The following is a 12364-nucleotide window of genomic DNA, read 5'->3' as shown; positions in this document are numbered from 1 at the left end:
TCGATATGAAGAAGCTCGTGGTGCAGCTGCGGCCCGATGGATCCGTCGCGGCCGAGACCTTCGGGATGACCGGGCCGGAGTGCCTCGACTACATCGAGCAGCTCGAAGCGCTGCTCGACGCCGAGACGACCTCGTCGCAGTTCACCGAGGACTACACGCGCACCAGCACGGCGGCATCCGACTCCTTCTTCCAGGAGGACCGGGACTGATGACCGTCACCCAGTCGCTCGGCGTCGGTGGGGAGGTGAGCCTTCTCGGGAGCGTGCCGCCTCCGCGCGGCGATGTGGCGCTGCGCTGGTCACGTTTCGTCCCGGCGACGGCGGCCGAGGGGCCGGGCGTGCGCGCGGCCGTCTGGGTGCAGGGATGCGCAGTGCGGTGCCCGGGATGCTTCAACCCGCACCTGTGGGCCGCCCGGGGTGCGCTGCAGGGCGATCCGGCCGACCTCGCCGAGCGTTGGGTCGATGAGGCTCGGGCCGCCGGGTCGGAAGGGCTCACCCTCTTGGGCGGCGAACCGTTCGACCAGGCCGGCGCGCTCGCCGTCGTGGCCGAGGCGTTCCGCGCCGCAGGTCTCGGGGTCATGGCCTTCTCGGGATACACGCTCGACCGACTGCGGTCGTGGTCGGCCGACCGCGACGACGTCGCGCGGCTGCTGGCGGCGACCGACCTCCTGTGCGACGGCCCGTACCTCGCCGACCTCCCCGACACACGACGACCGTGGATCGGGTCGCGCAATCAGTCGATCCGCGCGCTCACCCCTCGGTACGCGGCGGACGTCGAGCGCATCGTGCGCGACGGGGGGCGCGACTCGCTCGAGGTGCGCATCTCGGCCGACGGCGCCGTCTCGGTCAACGGATGGGCGACGGATGCCGCGCTCGCCGACCTCTTGGACGATCTGGGTGTGCGCGGGGACCGCGCCGCATCCGTGGGAAAGGGAACCACCCGATGAGCATTTCGTTGATCCTCCTGCCCGCCGCGCTCGCCGCCGCCGCAGCCGTCGGCGGAACGGGCGCCCTCGGCGCGATCGCCCTGAACTCGGGCGCGAAGAACACGCCTGGTCCGGGGAAGACCGAGGCGGTGCCGATCGCGGTGCAGACCCGGATGAAGGACCCCGACCTGCTCGAGGCCGCGCTCGCCGACCTCGGCGCCACGGATGCGTCGATCTCGGACGGCGTCCTCACCGCGACCATCGACGGCATCGAGGTCGTGATGTCGCGCACCGAGGACGGCGTCTGGGGTGCGCACCTGTCGCGCGTGGACGGACACGAGGTGACCGAGGCCGAGGCGACCGCGCTGATGACGCGGCTGGATGCCGCCTACGCCCGGCACGTGCAGCGCGCGGTCGCCGAGCGCATCCGCTCCCGCGCCGACCGAGCCGGCTTCGAGCTCGTGTCGGAGACGCGCGATGACGACGACACGGTCACCATGGTCCTGAATGTGCGGGACTACGCGTGACCACGTCGTCCCGCGAGGACGTCCCGACCTGGGGCTGGCTGATCGGCACCAGTTCGTGGCTCCTCCTCCCTTTCATCGGACCGGCGGTCGCGTGGCTCGGTTTCCTCGTGGTGGCGACCGCGTCGCGCAGACGTGCGGCATGGGTGATCGGCTCGGCCAGTGGCGTGCTCGCCCTCACGGTCCTCGTCGAGCTGTGGGGACCGTTCACGGGCATCGTCAACGCGATCACCCACCTCGGCGGCATCGTCGGCGCGCTCATGCTCAACCCCGGTTGGCTGCGGGCCCGGTGGGAGCGCCGAGTCGCGGGCGGGCGCACCCCCTCGTCGAATCGGTCGTCGAGCCGCGACTCCCGTCGTTCGGCCTCGCGGTCCGAGCGTGCCACCGCGCCGAGTAGGCGCTCCCGTCGCACCGCCTCCGCCGCGAAGGTCGCACCGCTGCCCGAGACGATCCGGCTGGCCGATGCCGTCGGCGCCACCTCCTCGGACCTGTTGCAGACGCCCGCGACCGCGGAACCGGCGGAGCCCGTCGACGTGCAGACCGCGACCGCGGACGAGCTCGCCGATCTGCCCGGGCTCAACCGCACCAAGGCTCGTCGCGCCGTGAAGGTGCGCACCAAGAACGGCGGCTTCGTGTCGGTCGAGGACTTCGGCGAGGCGGCGGGCCTGCAGCCGCACGAGATCGTCCGCCTGCGCTCCGCGGCGACGTGCTCCCCGCGGCCGCGGGGCGAGCGACGCTTCGGGCGTCGCGTGGATCTCTGAGGGATCCCTGGGCGACCTCTGAGGACCGCGTTTCCAACGTTGCAATCGTGGCGGGTCGCGGCCAGGATCGTGGCATGGCCGACTCCCCCCTTGAGCCCCTCGACCCGGCATCCCTCCCTCCCCGCGTCGACGTGAGCGACAACTCGGCGGCGCTCGCCGCGGTCCGGGCCGTCATCGATGCCGGCCCGTTCGACGCGACATGGGAATCGCTGCGCGCGTACGAAGCGCCGCTCTGGTACCGCGATGCGAAGTTCGGGATCTTCATCCACTGGGGCATCCCGTCGGTCCCGGCGCAGGGGGAGTGGTACTCGCGCCTGATGTACCTCGAGGCTGACCGTGCGTTCGAGCACCACCGCGCGACCTACGGGGCGCACGACCGGTTCGGCTACAAGGACTTCATCCCCTCGTTCACGATGGACCGCTTCGACCCCGCCGAGTGGGCGGAGGTGTTCCGTCGCGCGGGCGCCCAGTTCGTCGTGCCCGTCGCCGAGCATCACGACGGCTTCGCGATGTACGACACCGCCCGCTCCCGATGGAGCGCGGCGCAGATGGGCCCGCGACGCGACGTGTTCGGCGAGCTCATGACGGCCGTCGACGACGCGTGGATGGTGCGCGGAGCCTCGTCGCACCGGGCGGAGCACTGGTTCTTCATGAACGGCGGGATGCGGTTCGACTCCGACGTCCGCGACGCGCGCTTCTTCGACCTGTACGGTCCGGCGCAACGCGAGGAGACGGCGCCGAACGAACAGTTCCTCGAGGACTGGCTGCTGCGGACCGTCGAGATCATTGACGCCTACCGGCCGCAGGTGCTGTGGTTCGACTGGTGGCTCGAGCAGCCCGCCTTCGAGCCCTACATCCGCCTGCTCGCCGCCTACTACTACAACCGCGCGGCCGAGTGGGGCCGCGGGGTCGTCATCAACTACAAGTGGACGGCGTTCGCCGAGGGGAGCGCGGTCTACGACATCGAGCGCGGGGCGATGCCCGGCATCCGTCCCGACGTGTGGCAGAACGACAGCTCGGTCGGGAAAACCTCGTGGGGCTGGATCGAGGACCACCATTACAAGAGCCTCGACGGCCTCGTCGGCGAGCTGGTCGACGTCGTCGCGAAGAACGGCAATCTGCTCCTCAACATCGGGCCGAAGGCCGACGGCACGATCGCCCCCGCGGAGCGCGAGCTGCTCGAGGGGATCGGCGACTGGCTCGCGGTCAACGGCGAGGCGATCTTCGGGACGCGGCCGTGGCTGATCCCCGGGGAGGGGCCCACCGAAGTCGTCGCCGGGTCGATGATCGACGACGCCTTCGCGCCCTACACCTCGGAGGACGTGCGCTTCACGACCCGGACCCACGTCACCGGCGACTACGTCTACGCGACGGTGCTGCGCTGGCCCGAGGACGGCGTTGCGACGATCCGCTCGTGGGGGCGGGCGAGTGGACTGCTGGGACGCCGGATCGCGGAGCTCACCGTCCTCGGCGCGGGGTCGGCGGAGTGGTCGCAGGATGCCGACGCCCTGCGCGTCACGCTGCCCGAGACGCCGCCGTCCGCCGTCGGCGTCGTCGTGAAGCTCTGGCTCGAACCCGTGCACGAGCCGGCACGCAAGGACTTCCTGCACGGGTGACCATCACCGACCGCGGTACTCTCGTCGCCGGAGGAATCATGACCGACCCGAACGTCCAGCTGCAGACCCTGCGATCCAGCATCGACAACATCGACGCCGCCCTCGTCTTCATGCTCGCCGAGCGATTCCGCTGCACGAAGCAGGTCGGTGTCCTCAAGGCGGAGCACGGGATGCCGGCATCCGACCCTTCCCGTGAGGAGCAGCAGACGGCGCGTCTGCGCCGGCTGGCTCTCGAGGCCGACCTCGACCCCGAGTTCGCCGAGAAGTGGTTCAACTTCGTGGTCGCCGAGGTCATCCGCCACCACACCGAGGCGGCCGAAGAGCGCTGAGCCTCTGGCTGCGTCGCCGGCGTTCACGGATGCAATGGATTCTGGGCGACACGCCGGTGAAGGAACGGATGCCGCGGCGCGCCGCGCGGCATCCATTGCATCCGTTGACGGTCGACGCCCGCGCAAGCGGCAGCGGATCGCGCGCCAGCGCCTGGCCGGCATTCTTCTCGCGGACCATTGCGAGCCGGGAGGGGGTGCCGCGAGAGCGGACAGCTAGGAGCCGAGGAGCGCTGAGCCCCGGCCGCCGGCGTTCACGGATGCAATGGATCCGCGGCGACACGCCGGTGGATGAATGGATGCCGCGGCGTCCCGCGCGGCATCCATTGCATCCCGTGACACCCGTCACGGGCGCGCGTCAGGCCGGCTGCACCCGCAGCCACCGGAAGCCGTGAGGCGCGAGCTCGAGGCCGTCGGACAGATCGACAGCGGCATCTGTGACGACGTCCGTCGCCGCGGCCTGGAACCCCGAGAGCGTCTCGCGGTCGATCGTCACCGCATCGTCGCCGACGTTCGCCAGCACGAGCACCGTGCAGTCTTCACCGATGCGCTGGAACCCGACCACCGACGGATGCAGGGTGTGAAACGGCGTCAGCGGGTTGCCCGCGAACTCCGGTGTGCGCTGACGGGCCGCGATCAGCGCGGTGAGTCGCGAATGGATGCGGCCCGCCACCGTCGACGGATCGTGTCGCGCGGCCAACGCGTCGGGGTCCGCCGGAGGACGGTGCACCCAGCGGCTGTCCCCGGCGTGCGCGGGGTCGTCGCGGTAGCTGTAGTCGTTCAGCTGCCCGAGCTCATCACCCAGGTAGAGCAGCGGGATGCCGCCGGTCGACAGCGCGAGCGCATGGGCGAGGATGACGCGGTCCTCGCCGCCCGGATCGCCTGCTTCCACGCCGGCCAGTGACGCGGTCGTGCCGGTCACACGGGCGTCGCCGGTCTTCGGATTCTCCTGGAACGGCACGCCGCGCGAGAACGTGCCCGGGAACCGCCCCACGTAGAAGTCGTTGAGGAACCGGCGATGGGAGTATCCGTCGATGCCGAGGGTCGCGGCATCCTCATCGGCGAAGGTCCAGCCGATGTCGTCGTGGCTGCGGACATAGTTCACCCATGCGGTGTGGGCGGGGAGGGCGTGACGCTCGTCGAGCGCCTTCTGCAGGAGGCGTCCGTCGCGGGTCGCCAGGGCCTCCCACCCCAGCGCCATCTGCAGCGGGTTGTAGGAGAGCTGGCATTCCCCGGGGGAGATGTACGTGATGACCTCGTCGGGGTGGACGATGGCCTCGGACTTGAAGAGGACCGACGGCGCGCCGAGCGTCAGCACCTGGTTGAACGCCTGAAGCAGCAGGTGCGCCTCGGGGAGCGATTCGCAGGTGGTGCCGAGGCGCTTCCAGATGAACGCGACGGCGTCCATGCGGAGCACCTCGACGCCCTGGTTCGCGAGGAACAGCATTTCGCCCGCCATCGCCCGGAACACCGCCGGGTTCGCATAATTCAGGTCCCACTGGAAGTGATAGAACGTCGCCCAGATCCAGCGTCCGTCGGGCAGCTGCACGAAGGCGCCGGAGTGATCGTCGGGGAAGATCTCGCGGACCGTCTGCTCGTAGCGATCGGGCATCGTCCGGTCGGGGAAGATCAGGTAGAAGTCCTCGTACCCGGGGACGCCGGCGACGGCCTTCCGCGCCCACTCGTGCTCGTTGCTCGTGTGATTGAAGATGAAGTCCACGACGAGCGAGATGCCCGCCTCGCGCAGATCCGCCGACAGGGCGGCGAGGTCGTCCATCGTGCCGAGGCGGTCGTCGACGGCGCGGTAGCTCGACACCGCGTAGCCGCCGTCGTTGTTCCCCTCGGGGGAATCGAACAGCGGCATCAGGTGCAGGTAGGTCAGCCCCAGCTCCTGGAAGTAGGGGATGCGCTCCCGGATGCCGCTGAGGGACCCCGCGTACCGGTCGACGTAGCAGACGCCGCCGAGCATCTTCTCCGACAGGAACCAGTCCGGCTCGGCGAGGCGCCTCCGGTCGAGCGCCCTGAGATCGTCGGGGCGGTCACGCCAACTCGCGGCGGCTGATGCGACCACGGCGGCCAGAGCCTCCCGGCCGTCCGCGCGCTCGCCGTAGAGCTGAAGGAAGAGGTCATGCAGGACGGGGAGGGCGTCGTCGAGTCGCGCGTCGAACTCCGCATCCGGTCCACCCAGCTCGTCTTCGACCGCGGCTCTGGCCGCGGGGAGATCGAGGGTCGGATCGGGGCTCAGACGTGCCATGGGGCTCCCAGCGTCGGGTCGATGATCCGCATCGTAGCGCGGCCGGGGACCGCAGATGCGATCCCCGGCCGCGCCAGTGGGTGCGGGTTCAGGCGATCGCGCGGCGCAGCATCCGATACGACAGAGCGGCGAGCATCGCGCCCACGAGGACCATGACGCCGGTCAGCGCGATCGGTGTCAGCGAGCCGAAGAACGCGAACAGGTCGTCCCACGCCCGCAACTGCCCGACCAGCCACATCGCGCCGATCATGACGAAGCCCAGCGAGACCAGGACGATGGTGAGGACGAGGTTGCCCCAGCGCTTGTAGACGGTCGCTGCACAGAACCCGACGACGAAGAACAGCATCGCGAGCCCGAAGAAGAACAGTCCTGCGACGACGGGGCCCTGCGACCAGACCCACGGCAGATAGAACATGTAGCCGCCGAGGCCCCAGCCGCTCGTCGCCCGCTCGATGAGGCCGCCCACGATGAACAGGACGGCGAGCACGAACGACGTCAGCGCGGCGGTGAGGAGGGTGCCGAGGTAGAACTCGCGCCGCGTGACGCTCATCGCCTGCGAGAAGGGGAACGTCAGGGTGAGCGCCTGCACGCCGACGACACCGAAGTACCACAGCGGTGCCTGAGCGCCGCCGCCGAACATCTCCGCGTCGGCTCCGCTGCTGGCGATGAGCCCGAAGATCGCGAGGCTGATGACGAGTGTGCCGCCGAGGATGATCAGCGGCACCCAGATGTAGGTGGCGCGGTTGACGAGCTGCATGCGCACGACGTTGAGGGTGCGGTTCATCGGAGTGCTCCTTCGTCGGTGTGAGCGGCATTCTGCGTCTGCCGCACGATGAGCTGCTGCAGGGAGACCGGCAGGACATCGAGTCCCGCCAGGGCGAGCTCGCTGCGGTCCTCGGCGCTCAGCGCGCCGATCACGGTGGCACTGGTGATGCGGCCGAGGCTCTCGCGGTGGATGACCTCGCGACCGGCGACGAACTCCTCGACGACGGCGGTGTCGCCGACGATCGTCGACGCACGCCCGCGGATCGACTCGGTGTCCTCGTCCATGATGATCCGACCGCCGTCGATGACGATCACCTTCTCGAGGAGGTTCGCGACCTCGTCGATGAGGTGACTCGACAGGATGATCGTGCGGGGATGCTCGGCGTAGTCCTCGAGGAGGCGGTCGTAGAAGATCTGGCGGGCGACGGCATCCAGTCCCAAGTACGGCTCGTCGAAGAAGGTCACCTCGGCACGCGCGGCGATCCCGATGATGACGCCGACGGCCGAGAGCTGACCGCGCGAGAGCTTCTTGATGCGGGTCTTCACCGGCAGACGGAACTCGCGGATGAGCTGGTCGGCGACGGCCTGGTTCCAATTCGGGTAGAACAGCCGCGCGATGTGGAAGGCGTGCGTCGGCGTCGCATCGTCGGGGTACTTCTGGCTCTCGCGCACGAAGCACATGCGGCTGAGGACGGTGGCATTCTCGTACGGCGCCTCACCGAAGACGCGCACCTCGCCCGACGTGGGGAAGTTCTGGGCCGTGAGGATCGACATCACGGTCGTCTTGCCGGCACCGTTGCGGCCCAGCAGTCCGTAGATGGCGTCGCGTTCGATCGCGAACGACACATCGTCGACGGCGATCGTGTCGCGGTAGCGCTTGGTGAGGTTCTTCACCTCGATGACGGCGGTCATCGTGACGTTCCTTTCGTGGTGGCGGTCCGAGCGCGCTCCGCCAGGAGGCGGGCGAGGTCGTCGGGTCCGAGGCCGAGCTTGCGGGCCTCGTCCAGAAGCGGGTCGAGGTAGCGGTCGGCGAAGGCCGAGCGCCGTTCGGTGAGGAGCAGCTCGCGAGCGCCGTCGGCGACGAACATGCCGATGCCGCGGCGCTTCACGAGGACGCCTTTGTCGGTGAGCATCGCGATTCCCTTCGCCGCGGTGGCCGGATTGATGCGGTGGAAGGCCGCCAGCTCGTTCGTCGACGGAGCCTGTTCCTGCTCGGACAGGCTGCCGTCGATGATCGAGTCCTCGACGCTCTCCGCGATCTGCAGGAAGAGCGGGCGTCCTTCGTCGACCATTCCGACTCCGCGTTCTCGTTAGTGGGTTAGTTACATAAGTAGGTAACCATTGAACCTGCGAGGTGTCAACGCCGAAAACGACGAATCCCGCGACGCCCCAGGGGCGCCGCGGGATTCGATCGGCGGGCGGTCAGGCCCGGAGGGACGCGCCGAGGCGGCGCACGATCTGTTCGAGGATCGGCCTCGGCGTCGCGAAGATCAGACGGGCGGATCCCGTCCCGGCGGCTCCGCACATCGTCCCCTCGGTGAGGGTGACGCCGGCCTCGCGGGTGAAGAACTCGGCGGGACGATCGCCGATGCCGGTGGCGCGGAAGTCGATCCAGCCGACGTACGTCCCCTCGGGCTTCGGCATCCACGCATCGGGAATCTCTTCGGCGAGCAGGTCGAGCAGGGTGTCGCGGTTGCGTTCCAGGTAGGGCACGAGGTCGGCAAGCCACGGGTCGCCCTCGCGGTAGGCCACGGTGTTCGCGATGGCGCCGAGGTTGCTGGTGCCGTGCCCGGCGAACGGGCCGAGTCGCTCCCAGGTCTCGCGGTCGGCGTCGCTCGTGAGCACCAGCTGCGCGCATTTGAGCCCGGGGAGGTTCCACGCCTTCGAGGCGCTCATCGCCGTGATCGTGTGCTGGGCCGCGGCGGGGGAGACCGTCGCGTACGGCACATGGGTCGAGCCGCTGTAGACGAGGGGTGCCCAGATCTCGTCGGAGAAGACGCGTCCGCCGTTGCGCTCCACGACCTCGGAGATCGCGATGAGCTCGTCTCGCGAGAACACCCGGCCGACCGGGTTGTAGGGGTTGCAGAGCAGCAGCAGGTTGCCGCCGTCGTCGAAGGCGCGTTGGAGTGCGTCGAGGTCGAACTCGTACCGACCCTCGCGGACGGCGAGGGGCACCTCGATCACTTCGCGCCCGCGCATCGGCGGGACGAAGAGGAACGGCATGTACGACGGCGTCGGCACGATGATCTTCGATCCCGGCGCGGAGCAGTGCTCCATCGCGAGCTCGAGACCCATGATGACGTCGGGAACGGGCTGGACGTCGGATGCCGCCACCTGCCACCCGTACCGGCGTGCCACGAACTCGGCGGTCGCCTCGGAGAGATCCGCGGCGATGCCGCGCGGCATGTACCCGAAGGACCCGGCGTCGACGGCGCGGTGCAGCGCCGCCGTGATCGCGGGGTCGATTCCGAAGTCCATCTCGGCGACGAACGCGCCGAGCGTCCCGTCATCCGCCGACCACTTGGTCGCGCCCGTCGACCTCAGGTGGTCGATCGTCGTGGCGTCGATGCGTCGGGCGAACTCGCTCATGCGTGGTGGCTCCTCGGTCGGGGTCGGTGCCCTTCAACTCTGCACCCCCGGGAGTCATTCCGGGTCGCCCCTGCGGGTGCGCGCGCGGAATACCGACGCGAAGCGACACCGTCAAGAGGGTGGCTCGATTTGATCCACGTCAACAGACTTCGTTACCGTCGAACGTGGGCCCCGTGCCCTCGACGACCAGTCCGCGGCCGTTCGAACCGACTTCCTGGGGAGTCGGCGCCGAGCGATCGTATGGTCGGCGGTCTGGGCGATGGACCCGATGTTCGTCGCCGGAGCGCTGCACTCGAGTGAGGTTTCGCTCGTGCGGTTGCCGGTGATCGCCACCCGGGCGCTACCGATGCGGACGCGTGCGCGCCCGCCGAGGGAAGCACGTGACAACTGCCGCTGTCGAAGCGAAGAATCTGTTCAAAGTCTTCGGACGCAACCCCGGCCAGGCCGTCAAGCGCCTGAAGGCCGGGGAACCCCGAGACCAGGTCCGCGATGCCGGGACCGCCGCCGTCATCGATGCGAGCTTCCGCGTCGAGCGGGGCGAGATCTTCGTGATCATGGGCCTGTCGGGCTCGGGTAAGTCCACGATCATCCGCATGCTCAACGGCCTGCACGACGCATCGGGTGGGGAGGTCCTCGTCCACGGCGAGCCGATCACCGGCATCCCGGCGGCGAAGCTGCGCGGCATCCGCCGTGAGCGGATTGCGATGGTCTTCCAGCACTTCGCCCTGCTGCCGCACCGCACGGTCGCCGCGAACGTCGCCTATCCGCTCGAACTGCAGGGCGTCGGCAAGGCCGAGCGTCTCGCGAAGGCCGAGGAGATCCTCGGGCTCGTCGGGCTCGAGGGCTGGGGCGACAAGCTGCCGTCGGCGCTCTCGGGCGGAATGCAACAGCGAGTCGGCATCGCCCGCGCGCTCGCCGCCGACACCGACATCCTCCTGATGGACGAGGCGTTCAGTGCACTCGACCCGCTCATCCGGCGCGAGATGCAGGAGCAGCTGCTCGAGCTGCAGCAGAAGCTGCAGAAGACGATCATCTTCATCACGCACGACCTCAACGAGGCGATGTTCCTCGGCGACCGCATCGCGGTCATGCGCGACGGCCGCATCGTGCAGATCGGTACGCCCGAGGACATCCTCACCGACCCGGCCAACGACTACGTCGAGCAGTTCGTGCAGGACGTCGACCGTGCCCGCGTCCTCACCGCCGCGAACGTCATGGAGCGTCCCGGCTCGGTGTCGGTGACGGATGCCGCCGGTCCCCGCCGGGCGCTGCGCACCATGCGCGACGCCCGCATGGCCGCCGTCTACGTGACCGACCGCAGCCGCAAGCTCCTCGGCATGGTCAGCGACCGTGACGCCCTCAAGCTGGTCCGCCGCGGCGAGAGCTCGCTGTCGTCCGTGCTTCGGCCCGTTCCGCAGGCGGTCGGTCAGGACGACGTCCTCATCGACCTGTTCGTCCCCGCGGCCGAGTCGCCGCTGCCGCTGGCGGTGACGGATGCCGAGGGTCGCCTCGTCGGCGTCATCCCGCGCATCACGCTGCTCACCGCTCTCGGACCCTCGACGACCGAGACCACCGAGATCCCGGTGATCCTCGACCCGGTGCCCGGCTCCGTGATCGATGAAGCACTCGCCGGAGGCGCGGTCGACGGACCGGCCGCCGAGAAGGAGGAGGTGCGCTGATGGATGGTTTCCGCATTCCCATCGGTGAATGGGCGGACGCCGGCGTCGACTGGATCCGCGACACCCTCGGGTGGCTCCTGTCGGGCATCTCCGCGGTCGTCGGCTGGTTCGTCGACGCGCTCGCGAACGCGCTGCTGTCGCTGCCGATCGTCGCCGTCATCATCGTCTTCGCGGCTCTCGCGTGGCTGCTCCGCTCGTGGCGCTTCGCCATCGGCACCGTGGTCGGCTTCGTCCTCATCTTGGGCGTCGGCCAGTGGGTGACCTCGATGCAGACGCTCGCGCTCGTCCTCGTGGCGGCGACCATCGCCGTCGTCATCGCGGTGCCGCTCGGCATCGCCGCGGCTCGGAACGACACGTTCAGCGCGATCCTCCGCCCCGTGCTCGACCTCATGCAGAGCATGCCGGCGTTCGTCTACCTGATCCCCGCGATCGTGTTCTTCAGCATCGGGGTCGTGCCGGGTGTCGTCGCGACGGTGATCTTCGCGCTGCCCCCGGGCGTGCGTCTCACCGAGCTCGGCATCCGCGGTGTGGACAGCGAGACGGTCGAAGCCGGCCACGCGTTCGGCGCCACCCCCGGACAGATCCTCCGCGGCGTGCAGCTCCCGCTCGCCATGCCGAGCATCATGGCCGGCATCAACCAGCTGATCATGCTCGCGCTGTCGATGGCGGTCATCGCCGGCATCGCCGGCGCCGACGGTCTCGGCAAGGAGATCGTCCAGGCCATGTCGACGGTCGACATCGCGAAGGGCGTCGAGGCCGGCCTCAGCGTCGTCATCCTCGCCGTCTACCTCGACCGCCTCACCGGCGCTCTCGGCGCGCTGAAGAACCAGCGCGGCTCGCTCCTCGGCGCGATCGCGCGTCGCCGCGGACCGAAGGACGCGCGCGTCGCGACCCCGGCCCCGGAGCCGGTGGCCGTCTGACTCTC

13 protein-coding genes are annotated in these 12364 nt (G+C 69.5%); 8 read left to right on the top strand and 5 right to left on the bottom strand.

The window, feature by feature from the left end; translation table 11 throughout:
* The first annotated feature begins 5 nt into the window (after window positions 1–5).
* From BBA86_RS13095 to BBA86_RS13070, 6 genes are all read left to right on the top strand, one after another.
* Window positions 6–209, top strand: a complete 204-nt coding sequence (locus tag BBA86_RS13095; protein WP_065571955.1) for a DUF2997 domain-containing protein — start codon at window positions 6–8, stop codon at window positions 207–209.
* Window positions 209–946, top strand: coding sequence for a 4Fe-4S single cluster domain-containing protein (locus BBA86_RS13090; RefSeq protein WP_065571954.1), 738 nt, complete (start codon window positions 209–211; stop codon window positions 944–946). The genes BBA86_RS13095 and BBA86_RS13090 overlap by 1 nt, the downstream gene beginning before the upstream one ends.
* Entirely contained in the window at window positions 943–1452 is a 510-nt protein-coding gene (locus BBA86_RS13085) for a hypothetical protein (RefSeq protein ID WP_065571953.1), read from the top strand. The genes BBA86_RS13090 and BBA86_RS13085 overlap by 4 nt, the downstream gene beginning before the upstream one ends.
* Window positions 1449–2210 (top strand): ComEA family DNA-binding protein, encoded by a 762-nt coding sequence (locus BBA86_RS13080; RefSeq protein WP_065571952.1) that lies wholly within the window; start codon window positions 1449–1451, stop codon window positions 2208–2210. The genes BBA86_RS13085 and BBA86_RS13080 overlap by 4 nt, the downstream gene beginning before the upstream one ends.
* Before the next feature lie 74 nt (window positions 2211–2284).
* Window positions 2285–3826, top strand: a complete 1542-nt coding sequence (locus tag BBA86_RS13075) for an alpha-L-fucosidase (RefSeq protein ID WP_065571951.1) — start codon at window positions 2285–2287, stop codon at window positions 3824–3826.
* Window positions 3827–3864: 38 nt separating this feature from the next.
* Window positions 3865–4155, top strand: coding sequence for a chorismate mutase (locus BBA86_RS13070; RefSeq protein WP_065572319.1), 291 nt, complete (start codon window positions 3865–3867; stop codon window positions 4153–4155).
* Between the two features lie 355 nt (window positions 4156–4510).
* Here the strand turns inward: BBA86_RS13070 and BBA86_RS13065 are convergent, their stop codons facing one another.
* The 5 genes from BBA86_RS13065 to BBA86_RS13045 all read right to left on the bottom strand — a co-directional run bounded on the left by BBA86_RS13065 (window position 4511) and on the right by BBA86_RS13045 (window position 9760).
* On the bottom strand, window positions 4511–6406 hold the full coding sequence (locus BBA86_RS13065) for an amylosucrase (RefSeq protein WP_065571950.1): 1896 nt from the start codon (window positions 6404–6406) through the stop codon (window positions 4511–4513).
* 88 nt (window positions 6407–6494) lie between these two features.
* On the bottom strand, window positions 6495–7190 hold the full coding sequence (locus BBA86_RS13060) for a hypothetical protein (protein ID WP_065571949.1): 696 nt from the start codon (window positions 7188–7190) through the stop codon (window positions 6495–6497).
* Window positions 7187–8083 (bottom strand): ABC transporter ATP-binding protein, encoded by an 897-nt coding sequence (locus tag BBA86_RS13055; RefSeq protein ID WP_065571948.1) that lies wholly within the window; start codon window positions 8081–8083, stop codon window positions 7187–7189. The genes BBA86_RS13060 and BBA86_RS13055 overlap by 4 nt, the downstream gene beginning before the upstream one ends.
* Window positions 8080–8463: a GntR family transcriptional regulator gene (locus BBA86_RS13050; protein WP_065571947.1), complete on the bottom strand. Its 384-nt coding sequence runs from the start codon at window positions 8461–8463 to the stop codon at window positions 8080–8082. The genes BBA86_RS13055 and BBA86_RS13050 overlap by 4 nt, the downstream gene beginning before the upstream one ends.
* A 130-nt stretch (window positions 8464–8593) precedes the next feature.
* Entirely contained in the window at window positions 8594–9760 is a 1167-nt protein-coding gene (locus tag BBA86_RS13045) for a MalY/PatB family protein (RefSeq protein ID WP_065571946.1), read from the bottom strand.
* A gap of 380 nt (window positions 9761–10140) precedes the next feature.
* Between BBA86_RS13045 and BBA86_RS13040 the strand changes: the two genes are divergently transcribed.
* Entirely contained in the window at window positions 10141–11439 is a 1299-nt protein-coding gene (locus BBA86_RS13040) for a glycine betaine/L-proline ABC transporter ATP-binding protein (protein WP_065571945.1), read from the top strand.
* Window positions 11439–12359 (top strand): ABC transporter permease, encoded by a 921-nt coding sequence (locus BBA86_RS13035; protein WP_065571944.1) that lies wholly within the window; start codon window positions 11439–11441, stop codon window positions 12357–12359. The genes BBA86_RS13040 and BBA86_RS13035 overlap by 1 nt, the downstream gene beginning before the upstream one ends.
* Window positions 12360–12364: the final 5 nt, after the last annotated feature.

The organism is Microbacterium oleivorans (assembly GCF_001691565.1).
Lineage (GTDB): Bacteria > Actinomycetota > Actinomycetes > Actinomycetales > Microbacteriaceae > Microbacterium > Microbacterium oleivorans_B.
This window is presented reverse-complemented; position numbering and strand designations above follow the sequence as displayed.

Excerpts from the sequence above, each read along its gene's own strand:
- BBA86_RS13075 (WP_065571951.1), top strand. The coding sequence starts at position 2,285 with ATGGCCGACTCCCCCCTTGAGCCCCTCGACCCGGCATCCCTCCCTCCC.
- BBA86_RS13055 (WP_065571948.1), bottom strand. The coding sequence starts at position 8,083 with ATGACCGCCGTCATCGAGGTGAAGAACCTCACCAAGCGCTACCGCGAC.
- BBA86_RS13090 (WP_065571954.1), top strand. The coding sequence starts at position 209 with ATGACCGTCACCCAGTCGCTCGGCGTCGGTGGGGAGGTGAGCCTTCTC.
- BBA86_RS13085 (WP_065571953.1), top strand. The coding sequence starts at position 943 with ATGAGCATTTCGTTGATCCTCCTGCCCGCCGCGCTCGCCGCCGCCGCA.
- BBA86_RS13035 (WP_065571944.1), top strand. The coding sequence starts at position 11,439 with ATGGATGGTTTCCGCATTCCCATCGGTGAATGGGCGGACGCCGGCGTC.
- BBA86_RS13050 (WP_065571947.1), bottom strand. The coding sequence starts at position 8,463 with ATGGTCGACGAAGGACGCCCGCTCTTCCTGCAGATCGCGGAGAGCGTC.
- BBA86_RS13045 (WP_065571946.1), bottom strand. The coding sequence starts at position 9,760 with ATGAGCGAGTTCGCCCGACGCATCGACGCCACGACGATCGACCACCTG.
- BBA86_RS13070 (WP_065572319.1), top strand. The coding sequence starts at position 3,865 with ATGACCGACCCGAACGTCCAGCTGCAGACCCTGCGATCCAGCATCGAC.
- BBA86_RS13060 (WP_065571949.1), bottom strand. The coding sequence starts at position 7,190 with ATGAACCGCACCCTCAACGTCGTGCGCATGCAGCTCGTCAACCGCGCC.
- BBA86_RS13065 (WP_065571950.1), bottom strand. The coding sequence starts at position 6,406 with ATGGCACGTCTGAGCCCCGATCCGACCCTCGATCTCCCCGCGGCCAGA.
- BBA86_RS13095 (WP_065571955.1), top strand. The coding sequence starts at position 6 with ATGAAGAAGCTCGTGGTGCAGCTGCGGCCCGATGGATCCGTCGCGGCC.